This is a genomic window from Pseudomonas sp. PICF141 (assembly GCF_002286815.1).
GTDB lineage: Bacteria > Pseudomonadota > Gammaproteobacteria > Pseudomonadales > Pseudomonadaceae > Aquipseudomonas.
Window position 1 is genome coordinate 44207 of sequence record NZ_MUNM01000020.1, and the last position, 18365, is coordinate 62571.

Annotated in this window: 15 protein-coding genes, 1 tRNA gene and 1 pseudogene; 12 read left to right on the forward strand and 5 right to left on the reverse strand. The window is 57.8% G+C overall.

What is annotated here, in order from left to right; translation table 11 throughout:
• The first annotated feature begins 24 nt into the window (after nucleotides 1-24).
• The 3 genes from BZL43_RS02475 (at nucleotide 25) to BZL43_RS02485 (ending at nucleotide 4149) form a co-directional block, all read left to right on the forward strand.
• The gene (locus BZL43_RS02475) at nucleotides 25-1296 is read left to right on the forward strand and encodes a YeaH/YhbH family protein (RefSeq protein WP_095630836.1); all 1272 of its coding nucleotides are present in this window, start codon (nucleotides 25-27) and stop codon (nucleotides 1294-1296) included.
• On the forward strand, nucleotides 1293-2855 hold the full coding sequence (locus BZL43_RS02480; protein ID WP_095630837.1) for a SpoVR family protein: 1563 nt from the start codon (nucleotides 1293-1295) through the stop codon (nucleotides 2853-2855). Before BZL43_RS02475 ends, BZL43_RS02480 begins: the two co-directional genes overlap by 4 nt.
• Before the next feature lie 64 nt (nucleotides 2856-2919).
• A complete protein-coding gene (locus tag BZL43_RS02485) occupies nucleotides 2920-4149 on the forward strand; it encodes a multifunctional CCA addition/repair protein (RefSeq protein WP_095630838.1) in 1230 nt (409 codons plus the stop codon).
• A gap of 87 nt (nucleotides 4150-4236) precedes the next feature.
• Here the strand turns inward: BZL43_RS02485 and folK are convergent, their stop codons facing one another.
• Together folK and folB are read right to left on the reverse strand one after the other, a co-directional pair.
• Nucleotides 4237-4755 carry a 2-amino-4-hydroxy-6-hydroxymethyldihydropteridine diphosphokinase gene (gene folK, locus BZL43_RS02490; protein WP_095630839.1) on the reverse strand — a complete coding sequence of 173 codons (519 nt, stop codon included), beginning with the start codon at nucleotides 4753-4755 and terminating at the stop codon, nucleotides 4237-4239.
• A complete protein-coding gene (folB, locus tag BZL43_RS02495; RefSeq protein ID WP_007904249.1) occupies nucleotides 4746-5102 on the reverse strand; it encodes a dihydroneopterin aldolase in 357 nt (118 codons plus the stop codon). Before folB ends, folK begins: the two co-directional genes overlap by 10 nt.
• 74 nt (nucleotides 5103-5176) lie before the next feature.
• Here folB and plsY point away from each other — a divergent pair, with 74 nt between their 5' ends.
• Complete coding sequence (plsY, locus tag BZL43_RS02500; RefSeq protein WP_095630840.1) at nucleotides 5177-5746, forward strand: glycerol-3-phosphate 1-O-acyltransferase PlsY; 570 nt, start codon at nucleotides 5177-5179, stop codon at nucleotides 5744-5746.
• A 23-nt stretch (nucleotides 5747-5769) separates the two neighbouring features.
• Here the strand turns inward: plsY and tsaD are convergent, their stop codons facing one another.
• Entirely contained in the window at nucleotides 5770-6795 is a 1026-nt protein-coding gene (gene tsaD / locus BZL43_RS02505) for a tRNA (adenosine(37)-N6)-threonylcarbamoyltransferase complex transferase subunit TsaD (protein ID WP_095630841.1), read from the reverse strand.
• 199 nt (nucleotides 6796-6994) lie between these two features.
• Here tsaD and rpsU point away from each other — a divergent pair, with 199 nt between their 5' ends.
• From rpsU to BZL43_RS02535, 6 genes are all read left to right on the forward strand, one after another.
• Entirely contained in the window at nucleotides 6995-7210 is a 216-nt protein-coding gene (rpsU, locus tag BZL43_RS02510) for a 30S ribosomal protein S21 (protein WP_002551877.1), read from the forward strand.
• Nucleotides 7211-7691: 481 nt separating this feature from the next.
• The gene (gene dnaG, locus BZL43_RS02515; RefSeq protein WP_095630842.1) at nucleotides 7692-9665 is read left to right on the forward strand and encodes a DNA primase; all 1974 of its coding nucleotides are present in this window, start codon (nucleotides 7692-7694) and stop codon (nucleotides 9663-9665) included.
• Between the two features lie 67 nt (nucleotides 9666-9732).
• On the forward strand, nucleotides 9733-11580 hold the full coding sequence (rpoD, locus tag BZL43_RS02520; protein ID WP_095630843.1) for an RNA polymerase sigma factor RpoD: 1848 nt from the start codon (nucleotides 9733-9735) through the stop codon (nucleotides 11578-11580).
• A 123-nt stretch (nucleotides 11581-11703) separates the two neighbouring features.
• Entirely contained in the window at nucleotides 11704-15450 is a 3747-nt protein-coding gene (locus BZL43_RS02525) for a bifunctional diguanylate cyclase/phosphodiesterase (protein ID WP_095630844.1), read from the forward strand.
• Between the two features lie 15 nt (nucleotides 15451-15465).
• Nucleotides 15466-15542: transfer RNA gene (locus tag BZL43_RS02530), tRNA-Ile, on the forward strand.
• Nucleotides 15543-15997: 455 nt separating this feature from the next.
• Complete coding sequence (locus BZL43_RS02535) at nucleotides 15998-16264, forward strand: DUF3077 domain-containing protein (RefSeq protein WP_256582791.1); 267 nt, start codon at nucleotides 15998-16000, stop codon at nucleotides 16262-16264.
• Nucleotides 16265-16299: 35 nt separating this feature from the next.
• Here the strand turns inward: BZL43_RS02535 and BZL43_RS28210 are convergent, their stop codons facing one another.
• On the reverse strand, nucleotides 16300-16581 hold the full coding sequence (locus tag BZL43_RS28210) for a hypothetical protein (RefSeq protein WP_168185054.1): 282 nt from the start codon (nucleotides 16579-16581) through the stop codon (nucleotides 16300-16302).
• Here BZL43_RS28210 and BZL43_RS02540 point away from each other — a divergent pair.
• A pseudogene (locus tag BZL43_RS02540) lies at nucleotides 16510-16923 on the forward strand (Abi family protein); the annotation flags it as partial. The gene BZL43_RS28210 and the pseudogene BZL43_RS02540 overlap by 72 nt on opposite strands.
• A 56-nt stretch (nucleotides 16924-16979) precedes the next feature.
• On the opposite strand, the gene BZL43_RS02545 reads toward BZL43_RS02540, so the two are convergent.
• Nucleotides 16980-17624: a peptidase M41 gene (locus tag BZL43_RS02545; protein ID WP_095630845.1), complete on the reverse strand. Its 645-nt coding sequence runs from the start codon at nucleotides 17622-17624 to the stop codon at nucleotides 16980-16982.
• A gap of 137 nt (nucleotides 17625-17761) precedes the next feature.
• Between BZL43_RS02545 and BZL43_RS02550 the strand changes: the two genes are divergently transcribed.
• On the forward strand, nucleotides 17762-18223 hold the full coding sequence (locus tag BZL43_RS02550) for an Lrp/AsnC family transcriptional regulator (protein WP_007980298.1): 462 nt from the start codon (nucleotides 17762-17764) through the stop codon (nucleotides 18221-18223).
• Nucleotides 18224-18365 lie beyond the last annotated feature (142 nt).

Genomic DNA, 18365 nt, shown 5'->3' on the forward strand with positions numbered 1-18365 from the left:
TGGTAGCTGCCCGGAGGGCTCCCTATGAGCTATGTGATCGACCGACGTCTCAATGGCAAGAACAAGAGCACGGTAAACCGTCAGCGGTTTCTGCGGCGCTACCGTGATCACATCAAAAAGGCTGTCGAAGAGGCGGTCAGCCGGCGTTCCATCACCGATATGGAGCACGGCGAGCAGATCAGCATTCCCGGTCGCGACATCGACGAGCCGGTGCTTCACCACGGTCGTGGCGGCAAGCAAACCATCGTGCACCCCGGCAACAAGGAATTCACCAGCGGTGAGCACATTGCCCGCCCGCCAGGAGGAGGCGGCGGCAGAGGCCCTGGCAAGGCCGGTAACACCGGCGAAGGGATGGACGAGTTCGTCTTCCAGATTACCCAGGAGGAATTCCTCGAATTCATGTTCGAGGACCTTGAACTGCCTAACCTGGTAAAACGCCACCTGACCGGTACCGACACCTTCAAGACCGTACGCGCCGGTATCAGCAACGAAGGCAACCCGTCACGTATCAACATTATCCGTACGCTGCGTTCGGCCCATGCCCGGCGCATTGCCTTGTCCGGCAGCAGCCGGGCGAAGCTGCGCGAAGCCAAAGAGGAACTGCTGCGGCTGAAACGGGAAGAACCGGACAACTTCGGCGATATCCAGGACCTCGAAGCAGAAATCGAGAAACTCAGTGCGCGCATTCACCGAGTGCCATTTCTCGACACCTTCGACCTCAAGTACAACCTGCTGATCAAGCAGCCGAACCCTAGCTCCAAAGCAGTAATGTTTTGCTTGATGGACGTATCCGGCTCCATGACCCAGGCGACCAAGGACATCGCCAAACGCTTCTTCATCCTGCTGTACCTGTTCCTCAAGCGGAACTACGACAAAATCGACGTTGTATTCATTCGCCACCACACCAGCGCCCGCGAAGTGGATGAGGAGGAGTTTTTCTATTCTCGGGAAACCGGCGGCACGATCGTCTCCAGCGCCTTGAAACTGATGCAAGAGATCATGGCCGAGCGTTATCCGAGCAACGAATGGAATATCTATGCCGCCCAAGCGTCAGACGGCGACAACTGGAACGACGATTCGCCGATCTGCCGCGACATCCTGATCAATCAGATCATGCCGTACGTGCAGTACTACACTTATGTTGAGATTACCCCGCGCGAACATCAGGCCCTGTGGTTCGAATACGAACGCATCGCCGAAGCCTTCTCTGACACTTTTGCCCAGCAGCAACTGGTCTCGGCCGGGGATATCTATCCGGTCTTTCGTGAACTCTTCCAGCGCAGGTTAGTGACATGACCGCCAAAGAGCAGAAGCGCCAACCCATTTCCACCGGCTCCGAATGGACATTCGAGCTGATCCAGGCCTACGACCGCGAAATCAGTCGTCTCGCGGCCCGCTACGCGCTGGATACGTATCCCAACCAGATCGAAGTGATCACCGCCGAGCAGATGATGGACGCTTATGCCTCTGTCGGCATGCCCTTGGGTTATCACCATTGGTCCTATGGCAAACATTTCCTCAGCACCGAAAAATCCTACAGTCGCGGCCAGATGGGGCTGGCCTACGAGATTGTGATCAATTCGGACCCCTGCATCGCCTATCTGATGGAAGAAAACACCATTTGCATGCAGGCTCTGGTGGTAGCTCACGCGTGCTATGGCCATAACAGTTTCTTCAAAGGCAACTACCTGTTCCGCACCTGGACCGACGCCAGCTCGATCATCGATTACCTGGTGTTCGCCAAGCAGTACATCATGCAGTGCGAAGAACGCCATGGCATCGACGCGGTAGAAGACTTGCTCGATTCCTGCCATGCCCTGATGAACTACGGAGTCGACCGGTACAAACGTCCTTATCCGATTTCCGCCGAGGAAGAACGCCGTCGGCAGAAGGATCGGGAAGAGCATCTGCAAAAGCAGATCAATGATTTGTGGCGGACCATTCCAAAAGGCGCGGACAAGTACAGTGACAAGGACAATGCACGCTTCCCCGCCGAACCTCAGGAAAACATCCTGTATTTCATCGAAAAACACGCGCCGTTGCTGGAGCCCTGGCAGCGCGAGATCGTGCGGATCGTACGCAAGATTGCCCAGTATTTTTATCCACAGCGCCAGACCCAGGTGATGAACGAAGGCTGGGCAACGTTCTGGCATTACACTTTGATGAACGACTTGTATGACGAAGGCCTGGTCACTGACGGTTTCATGATGGAGTTTCTGACCTCCCATACCAGCGTGGTGTTTCAGCCCGGTTTCGACAGCCCCTATTACAGCGGAATCAACCCCTACACCTTGGGTTTTGCCATGTATCGCGATATCCGCCGGATATGCGAACACCCCACCGAAGAGGACTATCGCTGGTTCCCGGAAATCGCCGGTACCGACTGGCTGTCCAGCATCAAATTCGCCATGAGCAGTTTCAAGGACGAGAGTTTCATTCTGCAGTACCTCTCGCCCAAGGTGATCCGCGACTTAAAACTATTCAGCATCCTCGATGACGATCAGAAAGACGATCTGCTGGTTCCGGCGATACACGATGAAGAAGGCTATAGAACCATTCGCGAAACCCTGGCGGCGCAATACAACCTGGGCAATCGCGAACCCAACATACAGATCTACAGCATCGACCGGCGTGGCGACCGCTCTCTGACCTTGCGTCACCAGCAACACGACCGCAAACCGCTGGGCGATTCCACCGACGAAGTACTCAAGCATCTGCACCGCCTCTGGGGCTTCGACATTCACCTGGAAACCTTGCAAGGGGATCAGGTAATGAAAACCCACCATATTCCGCCCAGAAGTGAACACGGCGAGGGGGATTATGGCCGGCTGGACCTGGCAGTCATTCATCTTTGATCTGCTTTTCTGCCTCCGCAAGTTCGACGCAAAGGTTATTCTGTCGGGCTAACGGAGGCTCTCTATGCAGATTTATAAAGTCGGCGGTGCGGTCCGCGATCGCCTGCTGGGCAAACCTGTCACCGATATCGACTGGGTTGTTGTAGGCGCCACCACTGAAGAAATGCTCGCCAAGGGCTTTCGTCCGGTGGGCGCAGACTTCCCGGTGTTTCTTCACCCCAAAAGCGGCGAGGAATACGCCCTCGCCCGCACCGAACGCAAAAACGGGCGCGGCTACGGCGGCTTCATCTTTCACGCCAGCCCGGATGTCACCCTCGAAGAAGATCTGATTCGCCGTGACCTGACGATCAACGCCATGGCCGAAGACGATCAACAGAACCTGACCGATCCTTACCACGGCCAACGGGATCTCGAAGCTCGCTTGCTGCGCCACGTTTCCCCCGCATTCGCCGAAGATCCACTCCGTGTTTTGCGCGTTGCCCGCTTTGCCGCTCGTTATGCGGAACTGGGTTTCACCGTCGCCCCCGAGACTCTGGAGCTGATGCGTCAACTCAGCGAATCAGGTGAATTGGAGGCATTGACGCCCGAACGCAGCTGGAAAGAAATCGCCCGCGCACTGATGGAAGACCAGCCCCAGGTATTCATCGAGGTGCTGCGCGAATGCGGCGCGCTCAAGGTGTTGATGCCGGAAGTCGACGCGCTGTTCGGTGTACCCCAACCTGAAGCCCATCACCCGGAAATCGACACGGGGGTGCATACCCTGAGCGTGTTGGAGCAAGCGGCGCTGCACAGACAACCGCTGACCGTACGCTGGGCCTGCTTGCTGCATGACTTGGGCAAAGGTTTGACGCCTGAGGAAGAATGGCCCCGCCACATCGCTCACGAGCACAAAGGTCTGAAGCTGATCAAAGCGGTCAATGAGCGCTTCAAGGCACCCAAAGACTGTCAGGAGTTGGCGCTGCTGGTGGGCAAATATCACACCCATGGCCATCGTGCGCTGGAGCTGAAAGCGTCGACCTTGCTGGAGTTGCTGCAGAGTTTCGACGTCTATCGTCGACCTCAGCGCTTTGAGGAGTTTATCGCGGCGTGCGAGATGGACGCTCGAGGGCGTAAAGGCTTGGAGCAGCGAAGTTATCCACAGGCGGATTATTTACGGGGCGCGGCAACTGCAGCGCGAAGTGTTGCCGTTCAGCCGTTGCTGGAGAAGGGATTCAAAGGACCGGAATTGGGCGAGGCAATCAAAGGCGAGCGGCTCAAGGCGTTGAAGGCTTACAAAGCGGCGGCGCCTGCTTGAAAAGCATCGCGGGCAAGCCTCGCTCCTACAGGTGATGAACGGCGTCACCTTTAGGAGCGAGGCTTGCCCGCGAAGGCGTCTTGCGCCTCACAACAAATTCGAAGGAGTCAACTGCTTACCGCGCCACTCAAAAGCCACCGGCGCCAACACCTGATCGATCTGCGCTTCATCCCACAGAGTGGCAAAGCTCTTGCCTACACCCGGATGCACACGATCCGGTGCAATCAACGACAACGGCCACAGCACGAAGGCGTTTTTCAGAATCTCTGCCCTGGGCAAGATCAAGCCATCGAAGTTGCCCACCAGATCGCCGAACAGCAGCACGTCGATATCCAGCGGCAAGCCCTTGCGGTCGGGCGCGTACCGACCGTTATCCGCCTCGATGAATTTCAACCGTCGATCCAGTTCCATCAGCGGCAGATCGGTGAAGGCCGAGACCACGAAGTTGAAAAACGGCCCGCTCTTGATCCCTACCGGCTGGCTTTCGAATACCGCCGAACAGCGCATATCCACCAGGAAAGCCGCCAGGGCGTCCAGGCCTGCCTGCAAATGGGCTTCGCGCTCGATATTGCTACCGAGCCCGAGGTATACCTGAGTCAGCGACATCCGCGCTCGATCTCCACGCCCACACCACCGGTGGCAGCCGGGATGGCACCTGGCTTGGTCAGCTTGAGGCGCATCCAGGTGATCTTGAATTCGCTCATCAGCACTTGCGCCAGACGTTCGGCAAAAGTTTCGACCAGTTGAAACTGAGCCTGCTCGGCAAATGCCTGGATGCGTGACGAAACGCTCGCGTAGTCGAGCGCCAGGGTCAGGTCATCACCGGCTGCGGCCGGACGATTGTCCCAAGCGAAGCTCAGATCAAGTCGCAGACACTGTCGGATGCCTCGTTCCCAGTCGTAGGCACCGATTACGGTGTCGACTTCCAGGCCCTCGATAAACACTCTGTCCAAGCACTTCTCTCCACTGCACGACAAGGGCGCAATGCGCCGTTAGAATCAGGGCGTCCTCGCCCGGAATAGTTAGCATGTTTTGGTTACTGGCGATCCTCGCCTACCTGCTCGGCTCTCTGTCCTTCGCCATTTTGCTCAGCCGCCTGACCGGTAACCCCGATCCGCGAATGAGTGGCTCGGGCAATGCCGGTGCCACCAATATGTTGCGCCTGGCCGGCAGGAAACTCGCCATCCTGACCTTGCTCGGCGACCTGAACAAAGGTCTGCTACCCGTATTGATCGCAGGTGCAGCGGGCCTTTCGCTGCAGCAACAAGCCTGGATCGGCGTCTGCGCCGTTATCGGGCACCTGTTTCCGCTGTACTTCCGCTTTCGCGGTGGCAAGGGTGTCGCCACCGCGGCCGGCATGCTGCTGGGACTCTACCCGCCCGCCGCACTGCTGGCGGTCTGCGCCTGGCTGCTGACGTTCTACCTGACCCGCACCAGCTCACTCGCAGCCCTGATTGCCACACCACTGACCCTGCCGCTGCTTGCCTGGCAAGAACCGGCGGCACTGCTCCCCATGAGCGCGCTCACAGGCCTGATCGTCTGGCGTCATCGCGGCAATCTACGCGACCTGTTTGCCGGGCGCGAACGGCATTTTTAAATACCGCACGTGAACGCCGCTCATTACAACGCCGACAATTGCTCCATCGGCCAGCGCGCCTGCACGCTGATCGCCAGGCTTTCATGCTGGCCTGCCTGCAAGCGCTGGCAACCGGCAAACGCGATCATCGCGCCATTATCGGTGCAGAACTCCGGACGGGCATAAAACACTTCACCCTTCATGTCGCCGAGCATTTTTTCCAGTGAAGCCCGCAGCGCCTTGTTGGCGCTGACGCCCCCTGCGATGACCAGACGCTTGAGACCCGCCTGTTTCAGCGCACGCTTGCACTTGATGGTCAAAGTCTCCACCACGGCCTGCTGGAACGCCAGCGAGATGTCGCAACGGGCTTGCTCGCTGTCGTCCCCGGCGCTGACGCTCTGCTGCCAAGTGTTCAGGGCGAAGGTTTTCAGGCCGCTGAAGCTGAAAGCCAAGCCTGGACGATCACACATCGGACGCGGAAAAGTGAAACGTCCTGCAACGCCCTGCTCCGCCAGACGCGCGATTTCCGGGCCACCCGGGTAATTCAGGCCCATCATCTTCGCTGTCTTGTCAAATGCTTCGCCGGCAGCATCGTCAAGGGTCTCGCCAAGGAGCGTGTATTGGCCAATCCCGTCGACCTGAACCAGCTGTGTATGACCACCTGACACCAACAAAGCGACGAACGGGAACTCAGGCGGTTGCTTCTCCAGCATCGGCGCCAGCAAATGTCCTTCCATGTGATGCACACCCAGGGCCGGGATCCCCCAGGCAAAGGCCAGCGCCTGGGCGCAGGAAGCTCCCACCAGCAAGGCTCCCACCAAGCCGGGACCGGCGGTATATGCGATGGCGTCGATCTCGGTCGGCACACAGTCGGCCTCGGCCAGGACCTGACGAATCAAGGGCAGCATGCGTTTGACGTGATCACGGGACGCCAGCTCCGGCACCACGCCACCATAGGCACGATGCAGATCGATCTGACTGAACAACGCGTCGGCCAACAACCCGCGTTCACTGTCGTAAAGCGCGACACCGGTTTCGTCGCAAGAGGTTTCTAATCCCAGTACTAGCATGGGTTTGCGCCTTGTAGAGGCTGAATTCGAAGGCGCGCATAATAGTCGTCGCGTGATGCCCCGACCAGCGGTTTTCGATCAGAGGCTTTGCATTCCGAGCGATGAGGGGTTAACATCCGCAACCCTTAAAAACCGACGTCTTCAAGTGCTCTTTTGCCGCGAGGATGTTGACCCCGGTAATGAATGAAGGTAGCTCTGGATGCCAGCCGTCAAAGTAAAAGAGAACGAACCCTTCGACGTAGCTCTGCGTCGTTTCAAGCGCTCCTGCGAAAAAGCCGGTGTACTGGCTGAAGTTCGTAGCCGCGAATTTTACGAGAAGCCAACTTCTGAGCGTAAGCGCAAGGCAGCAGCCGCTGTTAAGCGTCACGCCAAGAAAGTTCAGCGCGAACAGCGCCGCGCCGTTCGTCTGTACTAATATACAGACGATCGTAGCAAGCTTCTGCCAAGCCCGGCCCTCAGCCGGGCTAATGGCATTTGCGGACAACGCTTGATGCTTCACCGTCAAAGCCGCAGACGCGACCGAGACAAACCTGCTTCACAGCGTCAGACCTGGCTCTTTTGCCAGCGGTGCACGTCTTTTCTGACGAGCCTTCCAAGGCTACTGACGAGCACACCCACTGATTCCTCTCACGACGATCAGCCCAAGGCACCTTCTTGCGTGCCCGCTTATGAGCTATCCGAGGCCAATGACTGGCCGTCGCCGGATTCAGCGAAACACTTTCAAATAGTCGAATACTGATTGGTATTAACGTCAGTGGATTTTCGGCAGATACACTTCCCGACAGCGATACGCAGACGACACAGGTCGAGCCGCACACCTTGCGCGCCTCGAACAACGACCCGCGTTTGGCCGCCTTTCGTTTTGGGTCCATTTCAGCGCAGATGACGAGAACGCCATGGCCGGGCTAATTCCCCAGAGCTTCATTGACGACCTTCTGAACCGCACCGACATCGTCGACGTGGTCAGCTCGCGCCTGCAAATGAAAAAAGCCGGCAAGAACTACACGGCCTGCTGCCCGTTTCACAAAGAGAAAACCCCCTCCTTCAGCGTCAGCCCCGACAAACAGTTCTATTACTGTTTCGGCTGCGGCGCTGGCGGTAACGCCCTCGGCTTCATGATGGACCATGACAATCTGGATTTCGTCCAGGCTGTCGAAGAACTGGCCAAAGCCGCCGGCATGGAAATTCCCCGCGAAGAAAGCGGTCGGCCGCACAAACCGCGCCAGCCTACCGATTCGCCGCTGTACCCGCTGCTCACCGCCGCCGCCGACTTTTATCGTCAAGCCCTGAAGAGCCATCCGTTGCGCAAAGCCGCCGTGGATTATTTGAAGGGTCGCGGACTGACGGGCGAAATCGCCCGAGACTTCGGCCTCGGCTTCGCCCCGCCCGGCTGGGACAATCTGTACAAGCACTTGAGCAGCGATACCCTGCAGCAAAAGGCCATGATCGATGCCGGCCTGCTGATCGAGAACGCCGAAACCGGCAAGCGCTATGATCGCTTCCGCGATCGAGTGATGTTCCCGATCCGCGACAGTCGCGGGCGCATTATTGCCTTCGGCGGCCGGGTACTGGGCGACGACAAGCCGAAATACCTGAACTCACCTGAAACTCCGGTATTCCATAAGGGCCAGGAACTCTATGGCCTTTATGAAGCACGCAAGAACAATCGCAACCTCGACGAAATCATCGTCGTTGAAGGCTACATGGACGTCATCGCCCTCGCCCAGCAAGGCCTGCGCAATGCCGTCGCAACACTGGGCACGGCCACCAGCGAAGAACACATGAAACGCCTGTTTCGCGTCGTGCCCAGCGTATTGTTCTGCTTTGATGGCGACCAGGCAGGCCGAAACGCCGCCTGGCGGGCACTGGAGGCAACTCTGTCATGCCTGCAAGACGGCCGTCGGGCGCGCTTTCTGTTCCTGCCTGAAGGCGAAGATCCGGATACCCTGATCCGATCTGAGGGCACTGACGCCTTCCGCGCACGGATCAATCAGCACGCCCAGCCGCTGGCCGATTACTTTTTTCAACAGCTGACCGAGGAATCGGACCCGCGCTCCCTGGAAGGCAAGGCCCACATGGCCACCCTCGCCGCGCCGCTGATTGACAAAGTCCCGGGTGCCAACCTGCGTATCTTGATGCGCCAGCGCCTGAGCGAAATTACCGGGCTTAGCGGTGAAGCCGTGAGTCAACTGGTTCAAAGTACGCCTCATCCTCAGGAAGCGCCCCCCGCTTATGATCCAGGCATCGATTACGATGCCATGCCGGATTACAGCGACTACCATCAGCCGCAGGCACAAGAGATGTACGCGCCGCAGCAGGAATGGACGCCGAAGAAACCTGGCGCAAGCGGCAAGAAATGGGACAAGAAGCCGTGGGACAAGAATGGCAAACGGGGTGGTGATCGCGATCAACCGCGCGCACCACGGATTCCGGCCGCTGTAGAGCCGCCCACCCTGGCCGCCTTGCGTACGCTGCTGCATCACCCGCAACTGGCTGAGAAAGTCGAGGATGCCGGGCACTTCGCCGCCGAGGACCATACCAACACGCAACTGTTGGTCGCGCTGCTCGAAGCCGTGCAGAAGAATCCCAAGCTAAACTCATTTCAATTGATTGCTCGCTGGCACGGCACCGAACAAGGCCGACTGCTAAAAGCGCTGGCAGAGAAGGAATGGCTGATTGATGGAGATAACCTTGAACAACAGTTTTTCGACACCATAACTAGTTTGTCAGCACGCCAACGCGAGCGAAACCTGGAACAACTTCTTCGAAAAGCACGTCAAAGTGAATTGAATACCGAAGAGAAAAACCAACTGCGCGACCTTTTAAGTCGCAATGTTTCCGCATCAAACCCGACCTCAACTGGCGCGTGAGGTCATAGCTCAGGTATAATCCTCGGCTTGTTTTTTGCCCGCCAAGACCTTCAGTGGATAGGGTGTTATGTCCGGAAAAGCGCAACAGCAGTCTCGTATCAAAGAGTTGATCCTATTGGGTCGTGAGCAGGGCTACCTGACTTACGCTGAGGTCAACGACCACCTGCCGGAGGATATTTCAGATCCGGAACAGGTGGAAGACATCATCCGCATGATCAATGACATGGGGATCAACGTATTCGAGGTTGCGCCAGATAAGGATGCCCTTATGCTGGCCGACGCCGATACCGACGAGGCGGCCGCGGAAGAAGCGGCGGCAGCGTTGGCGGCGGTCGAGACCGACATTGGTCGCACCACCGACCCCGTGCGCATGTACATGCGGGAAATGGGTACGGTAGAACTCCTCACGCGTGAAGGCGAAATCGAAATCGCCAAACGTATTGAAGAGGGCATCCGCGAAGTGATGGGCGCAATCGCGCACTTCCCTGGCACGGTTGACCATATCCTCTCCGAGTACGCTCGCGTCACCAGCGAAGGTGGCCGCCTGTCCGACGTCCTGAGCGGTTATATCGACCCGGACGACGGCATTGCGCCGCCTGCGGCCGAAGTGCCACCGCCTGTCGATCCGAAAGCCGTGAAAGCGGACGACGACACCGACGACGATGACGCCGAAGCGAGCGATGACGAAGAAGAAGCCGAAAGCGGCCCGGATCCGGTCATCGCCGCACAGCGCTTTGGCGCTGTCGCCGATCAGATGGAAATCACCCGCAAGGCCCTGAAAAAGCACGGTCGTGGCAACAAGCTGGCAATTGCCGAGCTGGTAGTCCTGGCTGAGTTGTTCATGCCGATCAAACTGGTGCCGAAGCAATTCGAAGGCCTGGTCGAGCGTGTTCGCAGCGCCCTGGATCGTCTGCGTCAGCAAGAGCGCGCGATCATGCAACTGTGCGTTCGTGATGCCCGCATGCCGCGTGCCGACTTCCTGCGCCAGTTCCCGGGCAACGAAGTCGACGAAAGCTGGACCGATGCACTGGCCAAAGGCAAAAGCAAATACGCAGAAGCCATTGGTCGCCTGCAACCGGACATCATTCGTTGCCAGCAAAAGCTGACCGCGCTGGAAACCGAAACCGGTTTGACGATCGCCGAGATCAAGGACATCAACCGTCGCATGTCGATCGGTGAGGCCAAGGCCCGCCGCGCGAAGAAAGAGATGGTCGAAGCGAACTTGCGTCTGGTGATCTCCATCGCCAAGAAGTACACCAACCGTGGCCTGCAATTCCTCGATCTGATCCAGGAAGGCAACATCGGCCTGATGAAAGCGGTAGACAAGTTCGAATACCGCCGCGGCTACAAATTCTCGACTTATGCCACCTGGTGGATCCGTCAGGCGATCACTCGCTCGATCGCCGACCAGGCCCGCACCATCCGTATTCCGGTGCACATGATCGAGACGATCAACAAGCTCAACCGTATTTCCCGGCAGATGCTGCAGGAAATGGGTCGCGAACCGACCCCGGAAGAGCTGGGCGAACGCATGGAAATGCCTGAGGACAAGATCCGCAAGGTATTGAAGATCGCTAAAGAGCCGATCTCCATGGAAACCCCGATCGGTGATGACGAAGATTCTCATCTGGGTGACTTCATCGAAGACTCGACCATGCAGTCGCCAATCGATGTCGCCACTGTTGAGAGCCTTAAAGAAGCGACTCGCGAAGTCCTGTCCGGCCTCACTGCCCGTGAAGCCAAGGTTCTGCGCATGCGCTTCGGTATCGACATGAATACCGACCACACCCTTGAGGAGGTTGGTAAGCAGTTCGACGTGACCCGTGAACGGATTCGTCAGATCGAAGCCAAGGCGCTGCGCAAGCTGCGCCACCCGACGAGAAGCGAGCATTTGCGCTCCTTCCTCGACGAGTGATCACAAAACCCCCGGCCCTGGCCGGGGGTTTTGCTTTATGCAGATTAAATGCCCCGTACATCCCCCCCCGCCGCATAGCCCGTCTACACTCGAAGCATTCCCCCAAGCCGTAACGAGACCGTTATGCCCAGATGGCCGACCGTGCTTTTTTTGCTGTCGCTAATGACCTGGACCGCAACGGCTGGCGCGTTGACTCTGACCGACGAAGAACGTAGCTGGCTAACGGCTCACCCGGAATTGCGCCTGGGCGTGGACGCGTCCTGGCCGCCGTTTGAGTTTCGCGACGAGCACGGGCGTTATCAGGGCCTGGCAGCGGACTACATCAACGTCATCCGTCAACGGCTGGGCACCAAACTTACGCCCATCGAGCCGGTCAGCTGGACTGAAGTCTTGCAGCAGGCCAAACAAGGCAAGCTAGACATCTTGCCGGGCATCATGTCGACCCCCGAGCGTCAGACGTATCTGTCGTTCACCCGCCCCTATCTCGACTTTCCGATTGTCATTCTGGCTCATGTCGGAGGCCCCCAACCGCGCAAACTCGAAGACCTGTACGGCCTGAAGATCGCCGTGGTGGAAAACTACGCCCCCCATGAACTGTTGCGCACCCGCCATCCCGACCTGAATCTGGTGGCGATGCCCAATGTCAGCTCGGCGCTGCAAGCGCTTGCCACCGACGCTGTGGACGCCGTAGTAGGCGATCTTGCCTCCAGTGTCTGGAGCCTGCGCCAGCTCAAGCTCGACGGCCTCTACGTCAGCGGTGAAACGCCCTATCGCTACCAGTTGGCGATGGCCGTGCCACCGAACAACAAGCTGTTGGTCAGCATCCTGGACAAAGTCCTGGCTGACATGACTCCAAGTGAAATCAGTGCCATCCAGGAACATTGGGTCGGTAACGTCCTGGATCATCGGACCATCTGGCTCGACGTGCTGACTTACGGCCTGCCTGGATTGCTGCTTCTGATGATCGTGCTGGCGGTGGTTATCCGGATCAATCGCCGGCTCAGCTCGGAAATTGCCCGTCGGGTCGCTCTGGAACAGGAGCTGCGCAGCAGCGAATACCATTATCGCGGGCTGGTGGAGAGTCTTTCGGCCATCGCCTGGGAAGCCCGGATCAGCGATTACACCTACAGCTACGTCTCACCCCATGCAGAGGAACTCCTTGGTTACCCCCTGTCCCACTGGCTGATTCCAGGCTTCTGGCGCAACATCATCCACCCGGCGGATCTGACCCGCGCCCAAACCTTTTGCGACCGTGAAGTAGCCGCCGGGCGCGATCACAGCGTCGATTACCGGGTCATCACCGCCGACGGCCGCTGCCTGTGGGTCCGCGATATCGTCAGCCTGATCGAGCATGCCCATGAACCAGTACTGCGCGGGCTGATGATCGACATCAGCGAAGCCAAGCGCACCGAAGAGGCATTGCGCCTGTCGGAACAGAAGTTTGCTTCAGTGTTCCAGCAATGCCCGGATATTCTGGTGATTGCGCGGCTTTCCGACGGTTGCCTGCTGGAAGTCAATGAAGCGTTCGAAGAACAGATCGGTCTCAAGGCCGAAGACGTCGTCGGCCAGACCGCCACCGACCTGAACATCTGGGGCGTTCCCGGCGTGGGGCCAGGTTTGTTGCAGCGTTTGCAGGCTGGCAGCATCCGCAACCTGGAGATGCCCTTTCGCCGCAGCAATGGTCAGATGTTTACCGGCCTGATTTCCGCCGAGCCCTTCGATCTCGATACGACCCCGGCCCTGGTGGTCGTCGTGCGGGACATCAGCCAGCTCAAGGAAACCCAGCAACAACTGCAAACCTCCGAAGAAAAATTCGCCAAGGCCTTTCATGCCTCCCCCGATGGCTTGCTGCTGTCCCGGCAGAGCGATGGTTTGTTATTGGAGGTCAACGAAGGTTTCAGCCGTATTACCGGTTTCAACAGCGCGATGTCCGTGGATCGGTCAGCCCTGGACCTGGGGATCTGGGTCAACCTCAACGAACGAAAACAGATGCTCGAGCTGTTGCACCGGGACGGTTTCGTGCGCGACTTCAGTTGCCACATCCGCCGCAAAGACGGGCAGATCAGGCTCTGTGAGGTTTCCAGCCGGCCGTTACCCATCGGCGATGAAGACTGCATGTTGACCATTGCCCGGGACATTACCGAGCGGCATCTGATGCAGGAGAAACTGCAACAGGCCGCCACGGTGTTCGAGAGCACTGCCGAGGGTGTCCTGATCACCGACACCCAGCAGCACATCAGCGCGGTCAATCGTGCTTTTACCGAAATTACCGGTTACAGCGAGAGCGAAGCGCTGGGCCATACCCCTCGCCTGCTTGCCTCGGGGCTGCATGACAGCGCCTTTTATGCGGCGATGTGGCATCAATTGACCGCCGATGGTCATTGGCAGGGCGAGATTTCCAACCGACGCAAGAATGGCGAGCTTTACCCGAGCTGGCTGACGATCAATGCAGTGCGCAACCGAGACAAATTCATCACCCACTTTGTTGCGGTGTTTGCAGACATTTCCAGCCTCAAGCACGCTCAGGCCAAACTCGACTACCAGGCGCACCACGACCCGCTGACCGGCCTGCCCAACCGCACCTTGTTCGAAAGTCGGCTGCTGACTGCACTGAACAGCCAGCAGGAAAACGGCGGCCAAGGCGCCGTGCTGTTCCTCGACCTGGACCGCTTCAAGCACATCAACGACAGCCTCGGCCACCCGGTCGGCGACTTGTTGCTCAAAGGCATCGCCGTGCGCCTCAAGGAGCAGCTGCGCGATATCGATACCGTGGCGCGGCTCGGTGGCGACGAATTCATCATCCTGCTCCCGGGCCTGCAACAGTCCAGCGATGCCGACAACATTGCCACCAAGCTGCTGAACTGCTTCTCCGCCCCTTTCCAGGCCGGCGAACACGAGTTTTTCATCAGCGCCAGCATTGGCACCAGCCTGTATCCCAAAGACGGCTGCGACGTCGCGACGCTGGTCAAGAACGCCGATGCCGCGATGTACCGCTCCAAGGCCAAGGGTCGTAACCGGGTTGAAAGCTACACCCGCGACCTCACCGCCCAAGCCAGCGAGCGCGTGGCGCTGGAACATGAACTGCGGCGTGCCATCGAGCGCAATGAGCTGTTGTTGTACTACCAGCCTAAAATCAGTCTGGATGACCATCGAGTGGTCGGTGCTGAAGCGCTGATCCGCTGGCGTCATCCCACCTTTGGCGATGTCCCTCCCGAGCACTTCATTCCCCTCGCCGAAGAAAACGGCATGATCCTGCAAATCGGCGATTGGGTGCTGGAGACCGCCTGCCGACAGATGTACGAGTGGAGTCAGGTCTATGAGTGCCTGGGCCCACTCTCCGTCAATCTCGCGGGCGCGCAATTGCGCCAGCCGAACCTGCTTGGCCGGATCGAACAATTGCTCAAAGACAACCACCTCAATCCCGGCTTCCTGCAACTGGAAATCACTGAAAACTTCATCATGAGCCAGGCCGAAGAGGCGCTGGCGGTGCTGCATCAACTCAAACGCCTGGGTGTGCAACTGGCAATCGATGATTTCGGCACTGGCTATTCGTCCCTGAGCTACCTCAAACGCCTGCCGCTGGACATCCTCAAGATCGACCAATCCTTCGTCCGCGGCCTGCCGGACGACCCACACGACGCGGCCATTGTTCGCGCAATCATCGCCTTGGGCCGCAGCATGCAATTCACCGTCATCGCCGAAGGTGTCGAAACCCAGGCGCAGCAGCAATTTCTCACCGCCGAAGGCTGCGAACAGATCCAGGGTTACATCGTCAGCGTGCCACTTCCCCCCGAGGAATTTGCTGCGACGTTTCTTCGTACAGCCATATTGGATTTTTCGGATAGCACAGCCGAGAAACCATCGCTATAATCCGCGGCCTACTGAGGGCCTATAGCTCAGTTGGTTAGAGCAGGGGACTCATAATCCCTTGGTCGTAGGTTCGAGTCCTACTGGGCCCACCAAACAAAAAAGCCGCGTAAATACGCGGCTTTTTCGTGCCTGACGTGTAGGTTTGTTTTGCTGAAGGTGTCGCAATATCGGATGACGCCCGCAGACCTTGTAGGCAAACTCCGATAATTGCGTAATGGGTGCGTTTAGGCGCTTTTCCGCCTTGTTGGGCTTTTCTTCAACGGGATACTCTCCGGACGTCGCTGCATATGCAGTGATCGGGTGTGGTAACCCGGCGGCTAAGCGCAACAGCGTCCCCAATCACGACTTCAGGCGTTTTCTACACCTGCAATCCTGTGTTATGGCGGCTGTGCGTGGGAGACCTTCGGGTCTGCCGGTTCCTTGGCTCCCGGTTTACCACCCTGCGTACAGCTGCCACCCATTCGTGTGGTAACGAATGCGGCAGCTCCTCGAGTTAAGGAGCGAAACAATGAGCAAAGCAATTCCGTCCGCATAAGAACTAAAAACCATCGGTTTCACGCCCTTCATCTATTGCTCGGATCAGCCACTGTTCCACGTCAGCGCTGGCGTCCCCATCCTCGACGCATTGACTCAGGCCTCCGATCTGCTGTTCCTCGCCAAATCATTTGCCGAGGACGCAGCCTACGCAAAAGACACCGACCGCCACGCCTGGGCCGCGCACTATCTGACGGCGATGAGCAAAGCGGTGATTGATGATGTGGTAAAGGTACTTACGCCGCGACCGGCTCGGACCAAAGACGAATCCGATGCTTAGTCGGACCAATCAGAAAGCCACGCAATGCGTGGCTTTCACCTGAAAAAGATCAGTTCCCCGCCAACAAGAGCATCGAGATCACTCATGCAAAACCAGGTACATCCGCCTATCGAGCCTTCAGCAAAAAACTTGCAAACCAATGCGGTTGTACCTAGTCTTGCCCGCAACACACCCGCCATGCCTATGGTTGCTTCGGCAGCTAAGCACAAATTGCGCGGGTTTTTTTTGCCTGGAGCTTTTAGGGCATGAGAGTTTTCCATAAGCCCGTCATCGATATCACCGCACAGATCGAATTGCTCAAGCAGCGTGGGTTGCATATTCAGGATGACACACGGGCTCGCCACTTTTTACAGGCAGTGAGTTTCTTCCGCCTAACCCCCTACATGCGAACTTTCCAGCAAGCGGAGGACGAAGACCACCCCTTCCGCAAAGGCGCTGGGTTTCGTGACCTGACCACGCTTTATGATTTCGACCGCCACCTGCGCCTACTTGTCATGGATGCCATCGAACGCGTCGAGGTTGCAGTTCGCTCTCTGATCAGCAATCACATGGGACCGAATCATGGTGGGCACTGGTACATGGAGGCGCGGTTGTTTCAGCACTCCTACGACCATGCTCGATTGCTGGAAACCATCCGTACCAAGCAAAATGCTGCTAGACGCGACTACGAAAAAGTTTACGACTTGCCCCATGCGCCCAGCGGCCACCTGGATACTTACTCCCAAACACTCAACGCTGGTATCGCCCGCACGGGCACCAGCCCTTCAAGCACTTCACCCGTCAACACAACCTCATACGTATCCGCCCCCCTACCCCACTGCTCCACAATGACCATGCGCTCTACCAGAACCCCTGCCAATCCAGTAATCGTATCGGCCAATGCCTCTACGATTTTTTGAGTCCGCAACCACAAGCGATCATTAATCTCTGTCAGCTCAGCAATGACGCTGTCAGACGACGCTGGGTCCGTATCGGGGTAGGAGATATTTCGAAGCAAATACCGAAGCTCTCTTATTTTCGCGTAGTCCTGTTCCGCTCCAAACTCTCCTTTCAGGATGGCTGCCGCTTTCGACTTATCGACGCGTTTTTCGGGCGAATGCTTTGCAGGTAATGTCTGCGCCATGGAGCCGGCGAAGAGGACCATTATCCGAGCCTCCAAATGTTCCTTCATGCCGTCGATCGACGAAATTGACCGCGTCAAGGTAATGGAGGCCCCTCCATGGTGCGTTAGGCCCATGGTCACTTTCAGGGTCACATCACCCGTTTCAAAGCCCAGGGCTCGGGCGACTACGTAGTGCCCCATTTCGTGATTCGCAATCTGCAGTGCATAGTCTCGCAGAGCCGCTGGCATGCTCTTCATTTCGATCCCCTCGCTTCATAGCCCTTGGTTGCGCATTCGACTACGAGTGACAATTTGTGTCCATCCAATTAACCCGCTGAGGGCATGGAGTGCCTGTAACATGCCTGCCCATTGCTCTATACCGCTGGAGATGCCCTTTGCCTGACACCCGCCCGCCCGTCCTTGACGAAATCGACCGCCAATTGATCGCGGCCTTGCAGATTAATGCCCGCGAAAGCGTGGCCATGCTCGCCCGTCAACTGGGCATCGCCCGCACCACCGTCACGTCGCGCCTGGCGCGGCTGGAAAAGGCCAAGGTGATCACCGGTTACGGTGTGCGCCTGGGACAGCGCGTGGTGGATGGCGGATTGCAGGCATACGTCGGGATCACGGTGCAACCACGGTCCGGCAAGGAAGTGTTGCGTCGTCTTAGCGCCATGGCGCAGGTGCAGCAGTTGTGTGCGGTGAGTGGCGAATTCGATTACGTGGCGTGGTTGCGCACCGATTCGCCGGAGCAGCTGGATCAGTTGCTGGATCAGATTGGCAGTGTGGATGGGGTGGAGAAGACGACGACTTCGATCATCTTGAGCAGCAAGATTGATCGGGGGCAGCCGGTTTGAGTTTCTGCCGGTAGGTCTTCGGTGTCTGGGTGGGCCTCTTCGCGGGCAAGCCTCGCTCCTACAGTATGTAGCGGTACGTCGTCATATTGATCAAGTTATTAGCAAAATGACGACACATTGCGTCTTATTAACGTGTTCTACG

What these genes read in the sequence shown, in the direction of transcription:
- rpoD (WP_095630843.1), top strand. Translation starts at nt 9,733, where the DNA reads ATGTCCGGAAAAGCGCAACAGCAGTCTCGTATCAAAGAGTTGATCCTA.
- folK (WP_095630839.1), bottom strand. Translation starts at nt 4,755, where the DNA reads ATGTCGCTGACTCAGGTATACCTCGGGCTCGGTAGCAATATCGAGCGC.
- rpsU (WP_002551877.1), top strand. Translation starts at nt 6,995, where the DNA reads ATGCCAGCCGTCAAAGTAAAAGAGAACGAACCCTTCGACGTAGCTCTG.
- BZL43_RS02525 (WP_095630844.1), top strand. Translation starts at nt 11,704, where the DNA reads ATGCCCAGATGGCCGACCGTGCTTTTTTTGCTGTCGCTAATGACCTGG.
- plsY (WP_095630840.1), top strand. Translation starts at nt 5,177, where the DNA reads ATGTTTTGGTTACTGGCGATCCTCGCCTACCTGCTCGGCTCTCTGTCC.
- BZL43_RS02475 (WP_095630836.1), top strand. Translation starts at nt 25, where the DNA reads ATGAGCTATGTGATCGACCGACGTCTCAATGGCAAGAACAAGAGCACG.
- BZL43_RS28210 (WP_168185054.1), bottom strand. Translation starts at nt 16,581, where the DNA reads ATGCAACCCACGCTGCTTGAGCAATTCGATCTGTGCGGTGATATCGAT.
- dnaG (WP_095630842.1), top strand. Translation starts at nt 7,692, where the DNA reads ATGGCCGGGCTAATTCCCCAGAGCTTCATTGACGACCTTCTGAACCGC.
- tsaD (WP_095630841.1), bottom strand. Translation starts at nt 6,795, where the DNA reads ATGCTAGTACTGGGATTAGAAACCTCTTGCGACGAAACCGGTGTCGCG.
- BZL43_RS02485 (WP_095630838.1), top strand. Translation starts at nt 2,920, where the DNA reads ATGCAGATTTATAAAGTCGGCGGTGCGGTCCGCGATCGCCTGCTGGGC.
- BZL43_RS02480 (WP_095630837.1), top strand. Translation starts at nt 1,293, where the DNA reads ATGACCGCCAAAGAGCAGAAGCGCCAACCCATTTCCACCGGCTCCGAA.
- BZL43_RS02545 (WP_095630845.1), bottom strand. Translation starts at nt 17,624, where the DNA reads ATGAAGAGCATGCCAGCGGCTCTGCGAGACTATGCACTGCAGATTGCG.